An 18,372-nucleotide genomic window follows, 5' to 3' on the forward strand; every position below is an offset into this window, starting at 1 on the left:
CGGCGCATATGTGCACTTATGAACAGACAGTCTGTTCAGCGCCGTTGTAGAGCTTGCCGACGAGCCCATCGGACCCGAACCCGCCGCTTCTGACCCATGTCTTCCGACGTCGACGCTCACCTCAGCGGCAACCTGCTCCTCGGCGCTCTGCGCCTACCAGACCAAGCCCTGCTCAAGCCGCACCTGGAGCTGCGGGAGTACCGGCGCGGCGACGTGCTCTTCGACGCGGGCGAGGACGTCGGCCACATCACCTTTCCGCTCGGCCAGTGCGTGGCGGCCCTCCTCATCGGGCTGCGGGACGGACGCGCCGTGGAGACGGCCACGGTCGGGCGCGAGGGCGCAGTCGGCGGCGTGGTGAGCCAGGGCTCCCTGCCGGCCTTCAGCCGGGCCGTGGTGCAGATCCCCGGCTCGGTGCTGCGCATCGAGGCTGCAGTGCTGCAGCAGATCAAGCAGACCTCGCCGGGCCTGCGCAACATGATTACCCGATACTCCGACTGCCTGCTCGCCCAGGTTCTGCAGTCGGTGGCCTGCAACGCCAGCCACACCATCGAGGCGCGCTGCGCCCGCTGGCTGCTCGGCCTGCAGGACCGTCTCGGCAGCGACGTCCTGCCGGTCACCCACGAGGTGCTGGCCGAGCTCCTGGGCGTGCAGCGCTCGTACCTGACGCGCACGCTGCGGACCCTGCAGCAGCAGGGCCTGATCCAGGTCCGGCGCGGGCGCATCATCATCCAGAGCCGCTCCGCGGTGGAGGCGGCGGCCTGTGAGTGCCACGGCGCGGTCAAGCGCCACTTCGAGACCGTGCTGGGCGCGGTGTATAACTCGTCCGGTACGCTGGTGTCCCTGCGACCTACGCCGGCAGGCGACAAGCAGATGTGCCAGGCCGTCTGAGAGGGCGCCGCGCAGATGGAACGGAAAGCGGTTCCCGGGCGACACCCTGCCATGGGGCGGCCCAGCCAAACGACCATCGAGTTCGCGCGCCTGCGGGCGCTTGCCGGCTACGACATCCTCGACACGCCGCGCGAGCGGGAGTTCGACGACGTCGCCGAGTTGGCGGCCGAGATCTGCGGCACGCCCATCGCGGTCGTGAACTTCATCGGGGACGGGCGGCAGTTCTTCAAGGCCGAGGTGGGCCTCAGGGTGCGAGAGACCTCGCCGGAGACCTCGTTCCGCCGCCAGGCCATCCTGCAGAGCGACTTCCTCTACGTGCCCGACGCGGCGCGGGACCCGCGCTTCGCCGGCAACCCGCTCGTGACTGGCGAGCCCGGCCTGCGCTTCTACGCGGGCGCCCTGCTCAGGACCGAGGATGGGTACCCGGTTGGCACCGTCTGCGTGATCCACCTCCCGGCGCGCAAGCCGCTTCCCCCCGCCGTTCGCCGACCCAGAGCCTGATGACCCGCTATCTCGTCACGCGCGCCAACCTCCTGGTCTTCGGCGTTCTCGTCGTCATCCTGGCGCTGGTCGGCGCGGTGACCTGGGAGCGGCTCAACGCGTCGCGTGCAGCTCGCGAGTGGTCGCAGCACAGCTACCGCGTGCTCGGAACCACGAAGGACCTTGCCATCGCCCTGCGCGACGCCGAGCGCGGCCAGCGCGGCTACCTGCTCACCGGCCGGGACGAGTACCTCGGACCCTACAACGCCGCGCGCGACCGCATCGGCCTGCTCCAGGGCGAGCTTCAGAAGCTGACCGCCGACAACGGCGCCCAGCAGGAGCGACTGCGTGCGCTGGCGCCGCTCCTTCAGCACAAGCTGGAGGAGCTCGCCCAGACCGTGCAGGCGCGTCGCGACAGCGGCCTGGAGACGGCCTTGCGCATCGTCAACACCGACACCGGCCGCAACGACATGCGCGAGGCGGAAAACGTGCTCGCCGCCATGCTCGCCGACGAGCAGCGGCTGCTCGACGCCCGCCTCGCCCAGAACGACGCCCGCGCCTGGTGGGTGCACTGGCTCGTCATCGGCGGCTCGGCGCTGGCCGTCTTGACCTTGCTGTGGGCGGCGCGCCTCCTGAACCAGGCTTGGTCGCGCTCCTACCGCACCGAGGCGGAGCAGCGGGCTCTGGCGCTGCGCCTGCGCACCACGCTGGACAGCCTCAGCCAGGGCGTCGCGGTGTTCGGCCCGGACCGCAAGCTCGCGAGCTGGAACGAGTGCTTCCAGGTCCTGCTCGACCTGCCGAAGGCGATGCTCCGGCCAAGCACCACCTACGCCGCCTTCGTCGAGCACACGGGCGAGCCGGGCCGCCCGGCCCTGGAAACCGAGGATCAGATCCGGCACGGCAGCCGCAACCCGCGCGAGGCGGTCACCTACGAGCGCGAGCGCGCCGACGGGCACCACTTGGAGATCCGCCGGACCCCGATGCCGGACGGCGGCTTCGTCCTGACCATCTCCGACATGACCAAGCGCGCCCAGGCCGAGGGCGTGCTGCGCGAGGCCCAGAAGATGCAGGCCATCGGGCAGCTGACCGGCGGCATCGCGCACGACTTCAACAACCTTCTGCAGGTCATCCTCGGGAACCTGGAGTTCGTCCGGGCCAAGCTCGACGGCGACGCCAAGCTGCAGCAGCGGGTCGAGCGCGCGGCCTGGGCGGCCCAGCGCGGTGCGACGCTGACCGGCCAGCTCCTCGCCTTCGCCCGCAAGCAGCCGTTGGCGCCAGCCGCCATCGACCTCGCCGAGACCATGCCGGACCTGATCCCGCTGCTGCGGCGCACGCTCGGCGAGCACATCGAGGTGCGCTACGTGGAGACCGTAGCGCTGTGGCCCGCGATGGCCGACCCGGCGCAGTTGGAAAGCGCGGTCCTGAACCTGGCGCTCAACGCGCGCGACGCCATGCCGGGCGGCGGACGCCTCACCATCGAGCTCGGCAACAAGGTGCTCGACGAGGAGTACGCGCGGCACCACGCCGAGGTCGCGCCCGGCGACTACGCCATGGTGGCGGTCTCCGACACCGGACACGGCATGACGCCGGAGGTGGTCGCGCGCGTGTTCGAGCCGTTCTTCACGACCAAGCCCGACGGCAAGGGCACGGGGCTCGGCCTCGCCATGGTGTTCGGCTTCGTGAAGCAATCGGGCGGACACGTGAAGATCTACTCGGAGCCCGGCGAGGGCACGACGGTGAAGCTCTACCTGCCACGCGCGGTCAGGGCGGCTACCGCCCATCAGCGCACCGGTTCGCCGGTCGAGCTGCCGCGCGGCTCGGGCACGGTTCTGGTCGTCGAGGACGAGGCGACGGTGCGCGAGATCGCCTGCGCAACCCTCTCCGACCTCGGTTACCGCGTCCTTGAGGCTGCCGATGGCGAGGAGGCGCTGCGCGTCTTCGGGCAGAACACGAGCGCTATCGACCTGCTGCTCACCGACGTGGTGCTTCCCGGGCGTGTGCGCGGCCGGGAGCTTTCCGAGCGCGTGCGGGCTGTCCGGCCGGAGGTGCGGGTGCTGTTCATGTCGGGCTACACCGAGAACTCCATCGTGCACCACGGGCGCCTCGACGACGGCGTGCAGCTCATCGGCAAGCCGTTCAAGCGCGAGCAACTCGCCCGCAGGGTCGCCGAGGTGCTCGGCGTTCCTGCCGAGACGAGGGAGCCCGGCAAGGTGGTGGAGCTCAGGCCGAGACGAGACGCCTGACAGGGGTACCGGTGCCGGGCGTCGGCGCCCGGACTGCAACCAGCTAGCCCGGCTGACCCGCCTTCCCCTCAACCTTGGCGAAATACGCCTCGTGCTGGCACTGGAGGTCCCCGAAGGTGCCGAAGAGCGCCTAGACCGGCAGGCCGGTCGCGCGGAGCCGGGTCACGAGCGCGCGTTACTTGGCCACATGCTCGGCACCCTGCCGGACATGTCGCCTGACCATTTCGAGCTCGGTTTCCCTTGCTTCCATCCGGCCAGACTACACGCTTCTAGGTCGGAGGGCGCTAGTGGGCGCCTCGGACAGAAGTCGAAGCGGACGGCCCGTCGGTACGGGCCCGACGCGGCAAACCGACTAGGAACATCGCGCGCGAGGTCGTGTTGCCAGGAGGCGACAAACGGGAGCCATCCATGTCAGCACCGAGCAGCCTCAAGGAAGTCTATCTCGACGAGATGAAGGATCTTTGGTCGGCCAACGACCAGATGATCAAGACCGTGAAGGAACTTGGCGGTCACGCCGGCGACCCGAAGCTCAAGCAGATGCTGGAGCACTCCGTCGGCGGCATCCAGAAGCACACCGACATCCTCAAGGACCTGATCCAGCAGAACGGCGGCGAGGCCGAGCCCGAGTATTGCAAGGGCATGGAAGGATTGGTCACTGAGGCCAAAAAGCATGGCATCCAAGAGGCGCCCAGCGACGCCAAGCTGCGCGACGTTGAGATCATCGCCCAGTACCAGCGCATGTCGCACTACGGACTCGCCGGCTTCGGCTCAGCGGCTGCCTACGCCAAGGCCCTCGGTCGCACCGAGGACGAGCAGAAGCTGAAGCAGGCGGTCGCGGAGATCTACAAGGGCGACGAAATCGCGAGCCAGCTCGCCGAGAGCCTGGAGCAGGTCGCGGCCTGAGCCGTCACGACCGCGGCGAGGCGGACGGCACCGTGAGCGGATACGTTCCTACCCGTCTGCCTCGGTTAGGTGCATGCCGCGGAACGTCGGTCGCCGGCGTTCCGTTGTCGTCCGCTCGGCCCCGACTGGGGCCAGGAACTTGGAGGACTGAATGAGCATCTTCGGGTCGATCATGTCGAAGATCTTCGGCGGCAGCGCGAGCGCCCAGGCTGCGGCCCCGCACGCCTCCGAGACACCGAGCGTGTCGGCCGCGGCGCAGGGCCAGGACGGTCCGACCGGCTCGGCCAGCAGCGCCGCCGCTCCCTCGATGAGCGGGGCGCCGTCGCCGGTCGCGCCCGGACCGTCCGGGGCGGGCCAAGCGAACGTCGACGTCGGCCAGGTGCTCGCCGACCTCGCCTCGAAGAAGGGCCAGAGCCTCGACTACAAGCGCTCCATCGTCGACCTCCTGAAGCTGCTCGACCTCGACAGCAGCCTGCAGGCGCGCAAGCAGCTCGCCGATGAGTTGCACTACACGGGCGACAAGGAGGATTCGGCCTCCATGAACGTCTGGCTGCACAAGCAGGTCGTCCAGAAGCTCGCCGAGAACGGCGGCAAGGTCCCGGACGATCTCAAGCACGCCTGACGGCGCATGGGCGCCGGGCACTCGCCATGGCGCCCCAACAAGCCGGATGCCGCTCAGGGCCGCATGATGCGGGCGACCGGGCGCCCGGGTCCTTCTCGGGACCGCGAGCGGTGCCCGGCACGAAACGCATCAGCAGGACCGCCAGATCATGCTATACAGGACCCTCGTAGCCTTCGCGTTCGCGACCTCTGGCCTCGTCGCGGCACAGGCCGCACCTGCGATGGACCGGGAGACATTGAAGGCGCGCTGCAGCGGCGACTACGCGACGTACTGCGGCGACCTTGCGCCGGATGGCGAGGAGGTCCAAGCCTGCTTCCGCAAGAACATGGCAAACCTCTCGCCGGCCTGCCGCACGGAGATCGACAGGCACGAGAAGGGCGGCAGGAAGGGCTGAGCCTCGCGCTTGCGTGTCCAGCGCCCTTCAGGGGCGTGACGGCGGCAGGGGCATGCGGACGGACACCCGCAGGCCGTCCGAGGCGAAGTTCACGTCCACCTCGGCGCCCGTCTGCGCGGCCAGGACCTTGTTCAGGAGGCGGTGGCCGAAGCCCTCCCGAGTGGGGTACGGGGCGGGCGGCCCGTCGTGCTCCGCCCAATCCCACCGCAGAGCGCGGCCGGCCGAGCCCTCCTCGACCCACCAGGTCACCTGCAGCCGTCCGTTCGGGTCGGCGAGCGACCCGTGCCGTAGTGCGTTCGTGGTCAGCTCGTGCAGGGCCATGCCCACCGGCACGGCGGCCTCCGACGGCAGCGTGACCCGAGGCCCCTCCAGCGATAGGCGCCCACGCTCGTCGTAGGGGCTCAGCTCGGCCCGCAACAGGCCGTCGAATGAGGCGGCCTGGGCGATGTCCTCGGTGATCAGCGCGTGCGTGCGCGCCAGCGAGGCGATGCGGCCCGACAAGGCCCGGGTGAACTCCGGGATGGTGAGCGAGGACCGCACGGTCGCGTTCAGCACGGCCTGGACGGTGGCGAGCGTGTTCTTCACCCGGTGGTGCAGCTCACGCACCAACAAGGCCTGCCGGTCCTCGTAGGCGCGCCGCTCAGTGACGTCGCGCTGGGTCGAGACCCAGTGCGCGATGCGCCCGTCCCCATCGCACACCGGCGTGATCACCCACTCGACCCGGTAGGTCGAGCCGTCCTTGCGGTAGTTGAGCACTTCGTCCCGCACGGCCTCGCCCGCTTTGAGTGCGGCACGCACCCGGTCGAGGGCCGCACGCTCCGTTTCCGCCCCCTGCAGGAGGCGCGGCGAGCGCCCGACGACCTCGTCGAATTCGTAGCCGGTCATGCGGCTGAAGGCCGGGTTTGCGTACTCGATACGCGGGCCCGGCTCGTCGAGCTCGGCGGAGGTGATCAGGATGGCCTCGCCGGACGCCTCGACCGCCGCGCGAAGCAGCCTGAGGTCGACCCGCCCGACCCTCGTCTCGTCCAAGCCCGGCAACGCACCCTCCACCCACGACCGTCATCCGCCCGGCCTGCACGCCCGATGGCGGCCGGGCGTACGCTGCTTAACCTACGACGGTGTGCCGGGTTGCCGCGGACGGCGGCCAGGGCTGCGCCGCATCGTCCCAGGCGGGCCGGTTCGAGAGGATTTGGCGTCCGGTCGCGCGGGTAGGTCGGAACGCAGAGGCCTTCGCTGGTTTGCCGTTCGAAACACAGGAGGCGAGCATGACCGAGAAGAAGGGCCACGGCAGCGCGACGGCCAAGAAGGCGAACGCCAAGGCGAGCCGCGAGGGCAAGTCCAATCCCCGCACCTCGTCGTCGGCCCAGGCCGAGCTCGGCAAGAAGGGCGGCAAGAGCAAGTGAGTGCAGGCCGCGCCCGTCGCGGCGACCCGCAGGCTGTGGGTAAGCCGCTCCGGCCGGCCGCGACACGGAACGCTGCGAAGGCGGCGTCGTTGCCCGAGGCCGCGCCACTTGGTGCGGTTTCGTGGCCATTCGTGTGACATGCGTGCCGAGCTCCGATGCAACTGCCCCGAGATGACACCAGCCATCCCCGAGCCGAAGCCTTCCGAGCCTTCATCCGCGACGCCGGCTTCCCATGCGTCGGCGCCAAGTCGGCCCTGACCAAGGGCCAGATGCGCGTCCTGGTCGCCCGCGACATCACCTCGGCCTGGGACGACATGCGCATCTACCCGGCGCTGATGGCTTTCGCGGCGCGCTATCGGAGGCGGCCCGAGCTCTTCCAGAGCTTCGCCGTCATCTTCGAAGGGCCCGGCGACCTGAACGAAGAGGGCTTCGAGCGACACCTCTGGGACCGCGTGCAATCGCTCGCCGACAAGGACGCTTGGCTCGGGCATCCATGGGACGGGCGCGTCGCCCAGGAGCCGGACAGCCCGCACTTTTCGCTCAGCTTCGCTGGCGAGGCGTTTTTCGTGGTCGGCCTGCACCCGAATGCCAGCCGGCCAGCGCGGCGGTTCTCCTCGCCCGCCTTGGTGTTCAACCTGCACGCTCAGTTCGAGCAACTGCGTGAGGTGGGCCGCTATGAGAAGCTGCGCGCCTCCATCCTGGACCGCGACGAGGCGCTGGCCGGCTCAGCGAACCCGATGCTGACGCGCCACGGCGAAGCGTCCGAGGCGCGTCAGTACAGCGGCCGAGTTGTCGGCGAAGAGTGGCGCTGCCCCTTCCGCCCGCGCGGGGCGAACCCGGATACCCGGATCGGCTCCTGAAGGGAGCGTGGCGGTTCTCGCGGCTTGCACGAACGTCAGCTCGACCTCCTGGCGGCGCGTGCGGCCTTCGCTTGGGCCTTCGCGTCCGCCGCGTCCGCGGCCATCCTCGCATCTTCCAGACGCTCGGTCGGGCGCGGGTCTCCCGGCGCCGCCGAAGCTCGTCGAGTTCCTCTTCTGTGAGGTGCTCGATGCCGATGTAGCGGTTTCGGGCCGCGCTCGTCCGGATGAGCACGTCGAGCTTGGCCTGGATGGCCGCCCCGTCCCGGTTCTGCGAATTCTGGATCAGGAACACCATCAGTAACCGGCTAGGAGAAGGGCGAGCAAGGTCATCGTGGGTGGCCGTAGTCGGGGCCCACTCAACGGCCGGCGGCCAAGGTTCGTCTCCAGACCGGTAGTCTCGGCTGTTGGCACTCGGCAGCTGGCGGAACGCTCCTGGCCATAAGCGGCTTTTGCCCCCGGACCCGTTAGCTGGTCGGGTCGCGCGTGGAGGCATGATGGCGGCCGATCCAAAGCCACTGAAGCTGTGGGACCGCGACAGGGGCAAGACGGTCGAGGAGTTCATGCCCGACCACCAAACCACCTACGAGACGCGCCCGCTGCGGGCACCGGGCCAGTGGCTTCGCGCAACTCCGCTCTTCGACAAGCTCTACGCGCTCTACCAGGACGCGCCTTGGACGCGGCGCAGCATCGAGCCGTTCGTGCGCGAGTACCACATCGACATGAGCGAGTTCGAGCAGCGCCGCTACCGCTCCTATGCCGACTGGTTCGTGCGGGAGTTCAAGCCGGGCAGGCGGCGCTTCCCCGAAGATCCGAGGCAGATGGGTGCTCCCGCCGAGGCGCGCTACTTCGGCTGGGAGCGGTTCGGGCCGGAGCAGCGCATCCCCGTGAAGGGCCAGTCCCTCGCAGCCCCGGACATCCTGGGCAATGCCGAGCGTGCCAAGCCCTTCCTGGGCGGACCGGTCCTGCTCATGCGGCTCTCGCCCGTGGACTACCATCACGTGCACTACCCGGACGACGGGCGGACGTTGGACCACGAGCGACTCGGACGCAGCATCTGGACCGTCGCGTGGACAGCCGTGCAGAACAAGCCGGACATCTACATCCGCAACGAGCGGCAGGTGAACATCCTGGAGACGGAGCACTTCGGGCAGCTCGGCTTCGTGGAGTTCGGTGCCCTCACGGTCGGACGCATCGTGCAGCGCCACTCGCTCGACCAGCCCTTCGTGCGCGGCGCGCAGAAGTCGGTGTTCAAGTTCGGCGGCTCGGCCGTCGCCATCTTCGGCGAGCCGGGTGCCTGGCGCCCGGCCGACGACATCCTGGCACACACGCCGCAAGGCATGGAAACCATCGTGCGCCTAGGCGAGCCGGTCGCTACCAGCCTCCGCGGTGCGTAGGTCGATTGCTGCATCCCGCCTCGTTGGACTTCGTCGCGTATGTCCCTGTCGAAAAAGGTGAAGGTCGGCCTCGACGAGACCCGCATCCTCATCCTTGGCTCGCAGATCCTACTGGGCTTCCAGTTCCAGGGCGCTTTCCGCCCGGCGTTCGAGACGCTGCCCTACCGCGCCGCATTGTCTGGGCGGTGGCGCTCGGCCTGATTACCCTCACCATCGCGCTCCTCATCACGCCCTCGGTCCAGCACCGGATGGTGGAGGGCGGCCGAGATACAAAGCGGCTGCTCGGCGTGATCGGCCACTATGCCGGGCTGTCGCTGGCGCCGTTCGCACTGGCGCTCGGGGCCGACCTATTCCTGGCTGTCGAGCCGGTTCTGGGGCTCGGCCCCGGCTTGGCCGCCGGCATCCTCTTCTGCGGTCTCGCGCTTCTGTTCTGGTACGGACTGGAGGCGCTGAAGGCACGTCGCGTTGGACAAGGGGAGCGCACGATGACCAGCCGGGAGCCTGAGCACGAGCACACCCCTCTTGAGATCAAGATCGAGCAGATGCTGACCGAGGCGCGCGTGGTGCTGCCCGGCGCCCAAGCACTTCTCGGCTTCCAGCTCGTGATCACCTTCTCCGAGGCGTTCGAGAAGTTGGCCCTCGTTTCGAAAGTCGTCCACCTCGTGGCACTCGGCTTTCTGGCTCTCACGGTGGTGTGGCTGATGGCGCCGGCCGCCTTCCATCGCATTGTCTACGCGGGCGAGGATACGCTGGAGTTCCATACTCTGGGCAGCCGCTTCCTGCTCGCGGCGAGTGTAACGCTCGCGCTCGGCATCTCGGCCGATCTCGGCGTCGTCGTCGCAAAGGTCGTCGGGTCGGACGCGGCCGGGATTGTCGCGGCCATCGTGTGTCTCGCCTTGCTTGTCGGGCTCTGGCACGTGCACCCGGCGCTGCTGCGGAGGCGACGCCTGTCGGGCCCAGCCAGTTCTCGGTGAAACGGCCGACTAGCAACGACGGCGTCCGGTTCCCGAGCGCTCAGCTGTCACTGGAACCAGCGGGCCATATCACGGTGCCGGCGCTTCAGGTGCAATTCGATCAGCTCGAACAGGCCGCCCCTATTGTGCGCGCGGTGCACGGGAAGGGCGAGTTCGTGAAGCAGTGCATCCATCGCGGCCCGGCGCGCTCGATAGCCCTGGAACTTGTCTAGGTAGGCGTCCACGACCCGCTCGGCCTTGATGATGGTGCCGGGCTTGTAGGTAGCCGCGAGGGCAAGGATCGAGCGCACGGTGTCGTCGAGCGTATCCATGCAGTAGTAGCAGCGCGTGATCCCCTGCGGTTCCGGTCTGCACACTGCGGGCCAGGCATCCGGCGGAGTACGAACGTCCCGCCGGCTCTGCTCAACACCAAGCGTCTCCCCCCGATAGCCGTGAGGCTCACCGGTGCAGGCATCCACGTCGTGACAAACCTGCCCGACACCGCCTGCTTCGTGCGGGCCGACCGCAGCTTGTTCGAGACCGCGCTCGTCAACATGGCGGTCAACACCCGCGACGCTATGGACGGCGAGGGCACGCTGACCCTGCGGCTGGCCTGCGGGGTTGGCAAGCCCGCCATCCGCGGACACGCCCCTGCACCTGGTCCCTTCGCCGCCGTGTCCCTGACGGACACCGGGTCCGGCATCCCGCCGGAGGTTGTCGGGCGCATCTTCGAGCCGCTCTTCACCACCGAGGACATCGGCAAGGGAACCAGCCTCAGCCTCAGCCAAGTGTTCGGCTTCACCAAGCAGTCGGGCGGCGACGTCGATGTCGTGAGCGCGCCCGGGCGCGGCTCGACCTTCACCCTTTACCTGCCCCAGGCCGGCCCCTGCGCCGCCGAGGAGCCCAGGCCCGCCGGGCCGGAGGCCGCCTCCGGCGGGACGGGTCAGCGCGTCCTGGTCGTCGAGGACAACGTCGAGGTGGGGCGCTTCGCCACTCAGATCCTGGAGGATCTCGGTTACGAGACGACGTGGGCGGCCAACGCGGGGGAGGCGCTTGCGCATCTCGGCTCCGCCGGCTCCGGCTTCGACGCGGTGTTCTCGGACGTGGTGATGCCCGGCATGAACGGTGCCGAGCTCGCGCGAGATCCTGCGCCACTTTCCGGCCTGCCGGTAGTGTTGGCCTCCGGCTACAGCCACGTGCTGGCGAGGAGGGCGGCAGCCACGTGCTGGCGCAGGAGGGCGGCCATGGCTTCGAGCTCCTGCACAAGCCTTACTCGGCTGGGCAGCTCTCGCGCATCCTCCAGCGCCTGCCCCGGGGACTGGGCGGCCCGTGACGGCAGGACCCGAACTCGCCGCCCCCGCCGCGCGGGGCGCCGCAAACTCGCCACCACCACGTATCATGGCCCGCATCGAATCCTCGGCCGGGGAGGAAACCGTTCCGGCCGCCGCGTTCCCAATCCAGGCCCCGCCGCAGAGCATGTCCGAGCCCGTCACGTCCTTGACCGTCGCCTTCCTCTCGGGGGCGGGCAGATGGGCGCGCGCATGCGCGCCCACGACTGGTCGGCCTCGCCGCTCGGACTGCCGGAAACCTGGCCGCAGGCCCTGCGCTCGGTCGCGAGCCTGATGCTCGGTTCCCGGTTCCCCATGTTCGCCGCCTGGGGGCCGGATCTCGCCTTCGTCTACAACGACGCCTACGCGGAGATCCTGGGCGACAAGCACCCGGCCGCCCTCGGGCGCCGCTTCCGCGAGATCTGGCCCGAGATCTGGTCGGACATCGCACCGCTCATCGACAAGGCCTTGGCCGGCGAGGCGACCTGGGCCGAGAATTTACCGCTCACGATGAACCGGCACGGCTACGACGAGCAAACCTGGTTCACCTTCTCCTACTCGCCGATCCGTGACGATGACGGCACGGTCGGCGGCATGTTCTGCTCCTGCACCGAAACCACCGCCAGGGTGAGGGCCGAGGAGGCGCTGCGTGCCAGTGAGGCGCGGGCCTCAGGCGTGCTGGAGGGCATGGGCGAGGGCTTCATGCTCCTCGACCGCGACTTCCGCATCCTGCAGATGAACGCCGAGGGCTTCCGGCTGGAGGAGAGACCGCCGGATCAGGTCGTCGGCCGCTCGCACTGGGAGGTCTACCCGGGCTCCGAGGCCATGCCCATCGGCCAGATGTACCTGCGCGTGATGCGGGATCGCGTCTCCCAGACTCTGGAGCACCGCTACGTCTGGCCGGACGGGCACGCCGCCTGGCTGGAGGTGCGCGCTTACCCGCACCCGGAAGGGCTGGCGCTTTTCTACCGCGACGTGACCGAGCGTCGGGAGCGCGAGGACGCCCTGCGCGAGGCCGAGGCGCGGTTCCAGACCATCGCCAATTCCATCGACCAGATGGTCTGGTCGACGAAGGCCGACGGTTACCACGACTACTACAATCAGCGCTGGTACGACTTCACCGGCGTGTGGGCGGGCTCGACGGACGGCGCGGAGTGGGAGGGCATCGTCCATCCCGACGACAGGGAACGGACCTGGGAGGTGTGGAGCGCGTCCCTCGCCAGCGGCGAGCCCTACCGGATCGAGTACCGGCTGCGCCACCATACCGGGCAGTACCGCTGGACGCTCGGTCGCGCCTTGCCGATGCGCGACGCGACAGGGCAGGTCACGCGCTGGTTCGGCACCTGCACCGACATTCAGGACATCGTCGAGGCGCGGGACGTGCTTGCGCGCTCGCGCGAGGAGCTCGAAGGCCTTGTGGCCGAGCGCACCGCCGACCGCGACCGCATGTGGCGGCTCTCCACCGACGTCATGCTGGTCGCGCGCTACGACGCTGTCATCGAGGCGGTGAACCCAGCGTGGACGACGCTGCTCGGCTGGGGCGAGCGCGACCTCGTCGGCGGCGCCTTCATGGACCTCGTCCATCCGGACGACGTCGCGCCGACGCTGGCCGAGGTCGGCAAGCTCTCGGAGGGCCTGACCACCCTGCGCTTCGAGAACCGCTACCGGCACAGGGACGGCGGCTACCGCTGGCTCTCCTGGACGGCCGTTCCGGCCGAGGATCTCATCCACGCGGTCGGCCGTGACGTCACGGCCGAGAAGGAAGCGGCGCAGGCGCTCGCCGAGACCGAGGAGGCGCTGCGCCAGTCGCAGAAGATGGAGGCCGTTGGCCAACTCACCGGCGGGCTCGCCCACGACTTCAACAACCTGCTCACCGGCATCTCGGGCAGCTTGGAGCTCCTGCAGACGCGGATGAGCCAGGGCCGCCTGACCGAGATCGACCGCTACATGACGGCGGCGCAGGGGGCGGCCAAGCGCGCCGCCGCGCTGACCCACCGGCTGCTCGCCTTCTCGCGGCGGCAGACGCTTGATCCCAAGCCGACGGACGTGAACGCCCTGATCCACGGCATGGAGGAGCTGATCCGCCGGACCGTGGGACCGTCCGTCCATATCGAGGTGGTCGGCGCGGGCGGGCTTTGGCCGGCGCTGGTGGACCCCGGCCAGCTTGAGAACGCGCTCCTGAACCTGAGCATCAACGCCCGCGACGCCATGCCGGACGGAGGCCGCATCACGGTCGAGACCGCCAACCGCTGGCTCGACCATCGCGCCGCCCGCGAGCGCGACCTGCCGCCGGGACAGTACCTGTCGCTCTGCGTCTCGGACACCGGCACGGGCATGACCCCCGACGTCATCGCCAAGGCGTTCGACCCGTTCTTCACGACGAAGCCCATCGGCCAGGGCACGGGCTTGGGCCTCAGCATGATCTATGGGTTCGCCAAGCAATCGGGCGGACAGGTGCGCATCTACTCGGAGGTCAGCCAGGGCACGACCGTGTGCCTGTACCTGCCGCGCCACCACGGCGACGTCTCCGCCACCGGAGACCTTCCGGACCTTGCCGATGCGCCCCGGGCCGAGCCCGGGGAGACGGTGCTCGTCGTCGACGACGAGCCGTCCGTGCGCATGCTCGTGGCCGAAGTGCTGGAGGACCTGGGCTACGCCGCCATTGAGGCGGCGGACGGCCCGTCGGGCTTGAGGGTTCTGCAGTCGGACGCGCGCGTCGACCTGCTAATCACCGACGTCGGCCTGCCCGGCGGCATGAACGGTCGCCAAGTGGCAGATGCGGCCCGGGTGACCCGGCCCGGGCTGAAGGTGCTCTTCATCACCGGTTATGTCGAGAACGCGGCGGTCGGAAACGGCTACCTGGAGCCCGGCATGCAGGTGCTCACGAAGCCGTTCGTCATGGAGGCCTTGGCGTCGCGCATCCGGGACATGATCGAGGCGTGACCCATATTCGTCGGTTGCGACAAGGCGCGAGGGGGAGGGGTCGTGTGGCGGCCATAATCGAGGCACCGGCGGGAATGGGCAGCGCCGACGAGGGTGCGGGACGATGACCCTTGCCGGCGTCGCGGCGGGCACGCTGTTCCGTGGCCAGGGGGAGGTCCAAGCTCTCGCGCGCGACCTCGACTGGTCGCGCACGCCGCTCGGTCCGGTGGCCGGCTGGCCGCAGAGCCTGCGCTCGACGGTGCGCACGCTGCTGTCCTCGCAGTACCCGATGATCCTGACCTGGGGCTCCGAGTTCACCCAAGTCTACAACGACGCCTACGCCAAGCTCATCGGCGCCGGGCACCCGGACGCGCTCGGCGGCGACATCCGCGTCACCCTGGCCGCGGGGTGGGACACCCTCGGTCCGATGATCGCCCGCGTCATGCGGACCGGCGAGGCCAACTGGACGCCGGCCCTGCCGCTGCTGATGGAGCGGGCCGGCTACAGGGAGGAAGCTTACTTCAGTGTCTCGCACGCGCCGGCCGAGGACGACGACGGTCGCATCGTCGGCATGCTGGCGGTGTGCAGCGAGGTCACCGCCCAGGTCGTGGGCGAGCGTCGGCTCGGCCTGCTGCGCGACCTGGCGGCCAAGGCGGGCGAGACCCGCAGCGTCGAGGCGACCTGCGCCGACGTCGCGAGCGCGCTGTCCGGCGAGAGGCTCGACGTGTCCTTCGCGTTGGTCTTCCTGCGCGAGCCCGACGGCAGCCTGTGTCGGGGCGCGGCCGTGGGCATCGATGCCGACCATCGCCTGGCCTCGCCGGAGGCCAGCGCGATCTGGCCCTTCGACCGGGCGCTTGCGGGCGAGACCGTGGCGGTGGGGGACCTCGGCCCGGCCCTCGGCATGGCGGGCGGGCTGTGGGGCGACCCTGTGGAGGACGCTCTGGTCCTGCCGCTCGTGGGCGAGGCCGGTGCGGAGCCGCTCGGCGTGCTGATCCTCGGCGTCAGCCCGAGCCGTGCGCTCGACACCGGCTACCGCGGCTTCCTCGACCTCGTGGCCGGGCAGGTCTCCACGGCCCTGCGCAACGCGCGCGCCTACGAGGAGGAGCGGCGACGCGCAGAGGCGCTGGCCGAGCTCGACCGCGCCAAGACGCAGTTCTTCTCCAACGTCAGCCATGAGTTCCGCACGCCGCTGACCTTGATGCTCGGCCCGCTGGAGGAGGCGTTGCAGGCCGGCGGCCTGGAGCCTCGGACCCGAGCCGAGCTTGAGGTGGCGCACCGCAACGCGCTGCGGCTGCTGCGCCTGGTCAACACGCTGCTCGACTTCTCGCGCGTCGAGGCCGGTCGCGCGCAGGCCACTTTCGCGCCGGTCGATCTCGCGGCCCTAACGACCGACTTCGCCAGCACCTTCCGCTCGGCGGTGGAGCGCGGCGGCCTCGCGCTCCGCGTCGATTGCCCGCCGCTGCCCGGGCCCGTCCACGTCGACCGGGACATGTGGGAGAAGGTCGTCCTCAACCTGATCTCGAACGCCTTCAAGTTCACGTTCGAGGGTGGCATCGACGTACGGCTGGAGCCGGTCCCGGGCGCCGTCCGCCTCACCGTCGCCGACACCGGCGTCGGCATCCCGCCCGCGGCGCTGCCGCACCTCTTCGAACGCTTCCACCGCATCGAGGGCGGCCGCAGCCGCTCGCACGAGGGCTCGGGCATCGGCCTCGCGCTGGTGCACGAGCTGGTAGGCATGCACGGCGGAACCGTCGAGGTCAGCAGTAAGGTCGGGACTGGCACAGCCTTCACCGTGACCATACCGACCGGCACGGCGCACCTGCCGCGGGAACGGCTGGTCGAGGTCCCCTCGGACCCAGAGGCCAGTGGGTCCGCGCAGGCCTACGTCGAGGAGGCGCTGCGCTGGTTGCCCGACGCGCCTGCGGCCACGAACGTCGTGCCCCTGCACGCCGCGCCGGAACCCGCCGCGACGGAGGGCAAGCGCGCCCGCATCGTGCTGGCCGACGACAACGCGGACATGCGGGCCTACGTCGAGCGCCTGCTCGGCCAGGATCACGAAGTCGTCGCGGTCGCGAACGGCGCGGCGGCGTTGCAGGCGCTCCGAGTCGGGCCGGCGGACCTGCTGCTGACCGACGTGATGATGCCGGTGCTGGACGGCATCGGACTGACCCGGGCCGTGCGCGCCGACCCCGCGCTCTGCACCGTCCCGGTGATCATGCTGTCAGCCCGGGCGGGCGTCGAGGCCGGCGTTGAGGGTCTGGAGGCCGGGGCCGACGACTACCTCGTGAAGCCGTTCTCGGCGCGCGAGCTCCGGGCGCGCGTCAGGGCGAACCTTGAGCTCGCGCGCCTGCGGGTGGAGGCGCAGGAGCAGGCTCTACAGGCCCGCAAGATGGAGGCGATCGAGCAGTTGACCGCGGGCGTCGCGCACGACTTCAACAACCTTCTGGCCGCCGTGATGGGCTCGGTCGAGCTGGCCGAGCGCAAGGTCGAGGACGAGCGCGCACTGCGTCTCCTGCGCAACGCCATGCAGGCCGCGCAGCGCGGGGCCAAGCTCACGGAGCAGCTCCTCGCCTTCTCGCGCAAGCAGCGCCTCGACGCGCGCCCGGCCGACCTGAACCTCTGCTCTCCGGGATGGCCGAGCAACTCCACCGGACGCTCGGTAGCGGCACCGCGGTAGTAACCCGTCTCGCTGCCGACCTGTGGCCGGCAGTCGCCGACGAGCGCCGCGTCGAACTCGCCGTGCTCAATCTCGCGACGAACGCGCGCGACGCGCTCCACGGCGGCGGCGAGGTCCGGATTGCGACTGAGAACCTGCCGGCCGGGGCGCCGCGGCCGGCGACGGTGCCGGCGGGTGACCTCGTAGTGCTCACCCTGGCCGACACGGGCGAGGGTATGCCCCCGGAGGTGATCGCCCGCGCGTTCGAGCCGTTCTTCACGACGAGGCCGCAGGGCAAGGGCACCGGCCTTGGGCTCGCGCAAGTTTACGGGACCGCCCGGCAGCTCGGCGGCGCCGTCACCATCCGCAGCCGTCCCGGCGAAGGCACAAGCGTATCGCTGTACCTGCCGCGTGCCGAGCCGGCAGCCAAGGACGGGCCGACCGGCGGGAAGCTTGAGACGCCTGGCTTGAACGAGGCGGCACGCATCCTCGTGGTCGACGACGACCCGCAGGTCCGCGCGATGGCCGTCGCCTTGCTGGAGGAGCTCGGCTACGTGGTCGACGAAGTCTTCGACGGGGCGGAGGCGCTTCGCCTGCTGCGGGCGGGCCGCCGGTTCGACCTGCTGCTGACCGACTACGCCATGCCGGGGATGACCGGGACCGAACTCGCGGGCCGGGCCCGGGTCGCGGCTCCCGGCCTAGGTGTCCTCCTCATGACGGGTTATGCCGACGCGGCTGCCGTGCCGGCCGGAACCCTGCCGGTGCTGCGCAAGCCCTTCGCGCTCGGCGACCTGCGGACAGCCGTCGAGCGGCTCCTGGAGGGCCGACCCGGCCGCATCCTCCCGTTCCGGCGGACGGACGACGGCGGCGGGGACGGGCGCGCCGGTTGAACGGCGGGGGGCGGCCGAGACGTCTCTCCGTTCAACGCCGCGCGGGGGAAGCTGGCTCGCTCCGAACAGATCCGGCCTCACACTGGGGCGGCCGCCCCGATTGCCTCCCGCGACATGCTGATTTCTTGACCCATTAAGCAGGCGGGGCGTCGTTGCTGGGAGGTGCCTGACACTTAGCGTTTGCTGGGACCGCTCCCGACCTCAAGCAGACCGTCCCTCTGTGTGGAATAATCGTCCGCTGCCGGACGTACTCCAGTTCTGTCCCTAGGAGGTCGACAGCATCGGTCTAGCCTTGTGTCAGAAATGCCTGGACCCAGACCATGTTGGCCCGTTCCTATTAGAGCTGAGGGGCTGCCTTGAAGCGGAGCTATTGATCCTTATTGACGTGCATACTCAGAGGCCAGACTGTCAAACGGAAGAAATTCCTGCCTGTGCG

The 18,372-nt window shown here is 69.8% G+C and carries 15 protein-coding genes and 2 pseudogenes; 14 read left to right on the forward strand and 3 right to left on the reverse strand.

Annotated elements, in window-relative coordinates:
* Positions 1-96 precede the first annotated feature (96 nt).
* The 6 genes and pseudogenes from MFF24_RS07255 (at position 97) to MFF24_RS07280 (ending at position 5,530) form a co-directional block, all read left to right on the forward strand.
* Positions 97-888, forward strand: a complete 792-nt coding sequence (locus MFF24_RS07255; RefSeq protein WP_238223561.1) for a Crp/Fnr family transcriptional regulator — start codon at positions 97-99, stop codon at positions 886-888.
* 51 nt (positions 889-939) lie between these two features.
* Positions 940-1,353, forward strand: a pseudogene (locus tag MFF24_RS07260) (GAF domain-containing protein); the annotation flags it as partial.
* 35 nt (positions 1,354-1,388) lie between these two features.
* Positions 1,389-3,611, forward strand: a complete 2,223-nt coding sequence (locus MFF24_RS07265; protein ID WP_238223562.1) for a CHASE3 domain-containing protein — start codon at positions 1,389-1,391, stop codon at positions 3,609-3,611.
* A 408-nt stretch (positions 3,612-4,019) separates the two neighbouring features.
* Positions 4,020-4,514, forward strand: a complete 495-nt coding sequence (locus MFF24_RS07270) for a ferritin-like domain-containing protein (RefSeq protein WP_238223563.1) — start codon at positions 4,020-4,022, stop codon at positions 4,512-4,514.
* A 151-nt stretch (positions 4,515-4,665) separates the two neighbouring features.
* Positions 4,666-5,136: a DUF3597 domain-containing protein gene (locus tag MFF24_RS07275; protein ID WP_238223564.1), complete on the forward strand. Its 471-nt coding sequence runs from the start codon at positions 4,666-4,668 to the stop codon at positions 5,134-5,136.
* 148 nt (positions 5,137-5,284) lie between these two features.
* Positions 5,285-5,530, forward strand: a complete 246-nt coding sequence (locus MFF24_RS07280) for a hypothetical protein (protein ID WP_238223565.1) — start codon at positions 5,285-5,287, stop codon at positions 5,528-5,530.
* Positions 5,531-5,557: 27 nt separating this feature from the next.
* Here MFF24_RS07280 and MFF24_RS07285 read toward each other — a convergent pair whose 3' ends face one another.
* A complete protein-coding gene (locus tag MFF24_RS07285; protein WP_238223567.1) occupies positions 5,558-6,559 on the reverse strand; it encodes an HWE histidine kinase domain-containing protein in 1,002 nt (333 codons plus the stop codon).
* A 236-nt stretch (positions 6,560-6,795) separates the two neighbouring features.
* Between MFF24_RS07285 and MFF24_RS07290 the strand changes: the two genes are divergently transcribed.
* Together MFF24_RS07290 and gntA are read left to right on the forward strand one after the other, a co-directional pair.
* Positions 6,796-6,933 (forward strand): hypothetical protein, encoded by a 138-nt coding sequence (locus MFF24_RS07290; RefSeq protein WP_238223568.1) that lies wholly within the window; start codon positions 6,796-6,798, stop codon positions 6,931-6,933.
* Between the two features lie 155 nt (positions 6,934-7,088).
* Complete coding sequence (gene gntA, locus MFF24_RS07295) at positions 7,089-7,793, forward strand: guanitoxin biosynthesis heme-dependent pre-guanitoxin N-hydroxylase GntA (RefSeq protein ID WP_238223570.1); 705 nt, start codon at positions 7,089-7,091, stop codon at positions 7,791-7,793.
* 35 nt (positions 7,794-7,828) lie between these two features.
* Here the strand turns inward: gntA and MFF24_RS07300 are convergent.
* A pseudogene (locus MFF24_RS07300) lies at positions 7,829-8,091 on the reverse strand (low affinity iron permease family protein); the annotation flags it as partial.
* Positions 8,092-8,287: 196 nt separating this feature from the next.
* On the opposite strand from MFF24_RS07300, the gene MFF24_RS07305 reads away from it, so the two are divergent.
* Genes MFF24_RS07305 through MFF24_RS07315 form a run of 3 tightly spaced genes read left to right on the forward strand, consistent with a single transcriptional unit; the run spans position 8,288 to position 10,161 of the window.
* Entirely contained in the window at positions 8,288-9,187 is a 900-nt protein-coding gene (locus MFF24_RS07305) for a phosphatidylserine decarboxylase (RefSeq protein WP_238223572.1), read from the forward strand.
* Positions 9,188-9,226: 39 nt separating this feature from the next.
* Positions 9,227-9,388, forward strand: coding sequence for a hypothetical protein (locus MFF24_RS07310; protein WP_238223574.1), 162 nt, complete (start codon positions 9,227-9,229; stop codon positions 9,386-9,388).
* Entirely contained in the window at positions 9,373-10,161 is a 789-nt protein-coding gene (locus tag MFF24_RS07315) for a DUF6328 family protein (RefSeq protein WP_238223576.1), read from the forward strand. The genes MFF24_RS07310 and MFF24_RS07315 overlap by 16 nt, the downstream gene beginning before the upstream one ends.
* A gap of 47 nt (positions 10,162-10,208) precedes the next feature.
* Here the strand turns inward: MFF24_RS07315 and MFF24_RS07320 are convergent, their stop codons facing one another.
* A complete protein-coding gene (locus MFF24_RS07320) occupies positions 10,209-10,517 on the reverse strand; it encodes a hypothetical protein (protein WP_238223577.1) in 309 nt (102 codons plus the stop codon).
* 75 nt (positions 10,518-10,592) lie between these two features.
* Between MFF24_RS07320 and MFF24_RS07330 the strand changes: the two genes are divergently transcribed.
* From MFF24_RS07330 to MFF24_RS07340, 3 genes are all read left to right on the forward strand, one after another.
* A complete protein-coding gene (locus MFF24_RS07330) occupies positions 10,593-14,411 on the forward strand; it encodes a PAS domain S-box protein (protein WP_431310870.1) in 3,819 nt (1,272 codons plus the stop codon).
* Positions 14,412-15,291: 880 nt separating this feature from the next.
* A complete protein-coding gene (locus tag MFF24_RS07335; RefSeq protein WP_373322673.1) occupies positions 15,292-17,067 on the forward strand; it encodes an ATP-binding response regulator in 1,776 nt (591 codons plus the stop codon).
* A complete protein-coding gene (locus MFF24_RS07340; protein ID WP_238223583.1) occupies positions 17,022-17,936 on the forward strand; it encodes an ATP-binding protein in 915 nt (304 codons plus the stop codon). Before MFF24_RS07335 ends, MFF24_RS07340 begins: the two co-directional genes overlap by 46 nt.
* Positions 17,937-18,372: the final 436 nt, after the last annotated feature.

The organism is Methylorubrum aminovorans (assembly GCF_022179725.1).
Lineage (GTDB): Bacteria > Pseudomonadota > Alphaproteobacteria > Rhizobiales > Beijerinckiaceae > Methylobacterium > Methylobacterium aminovorans.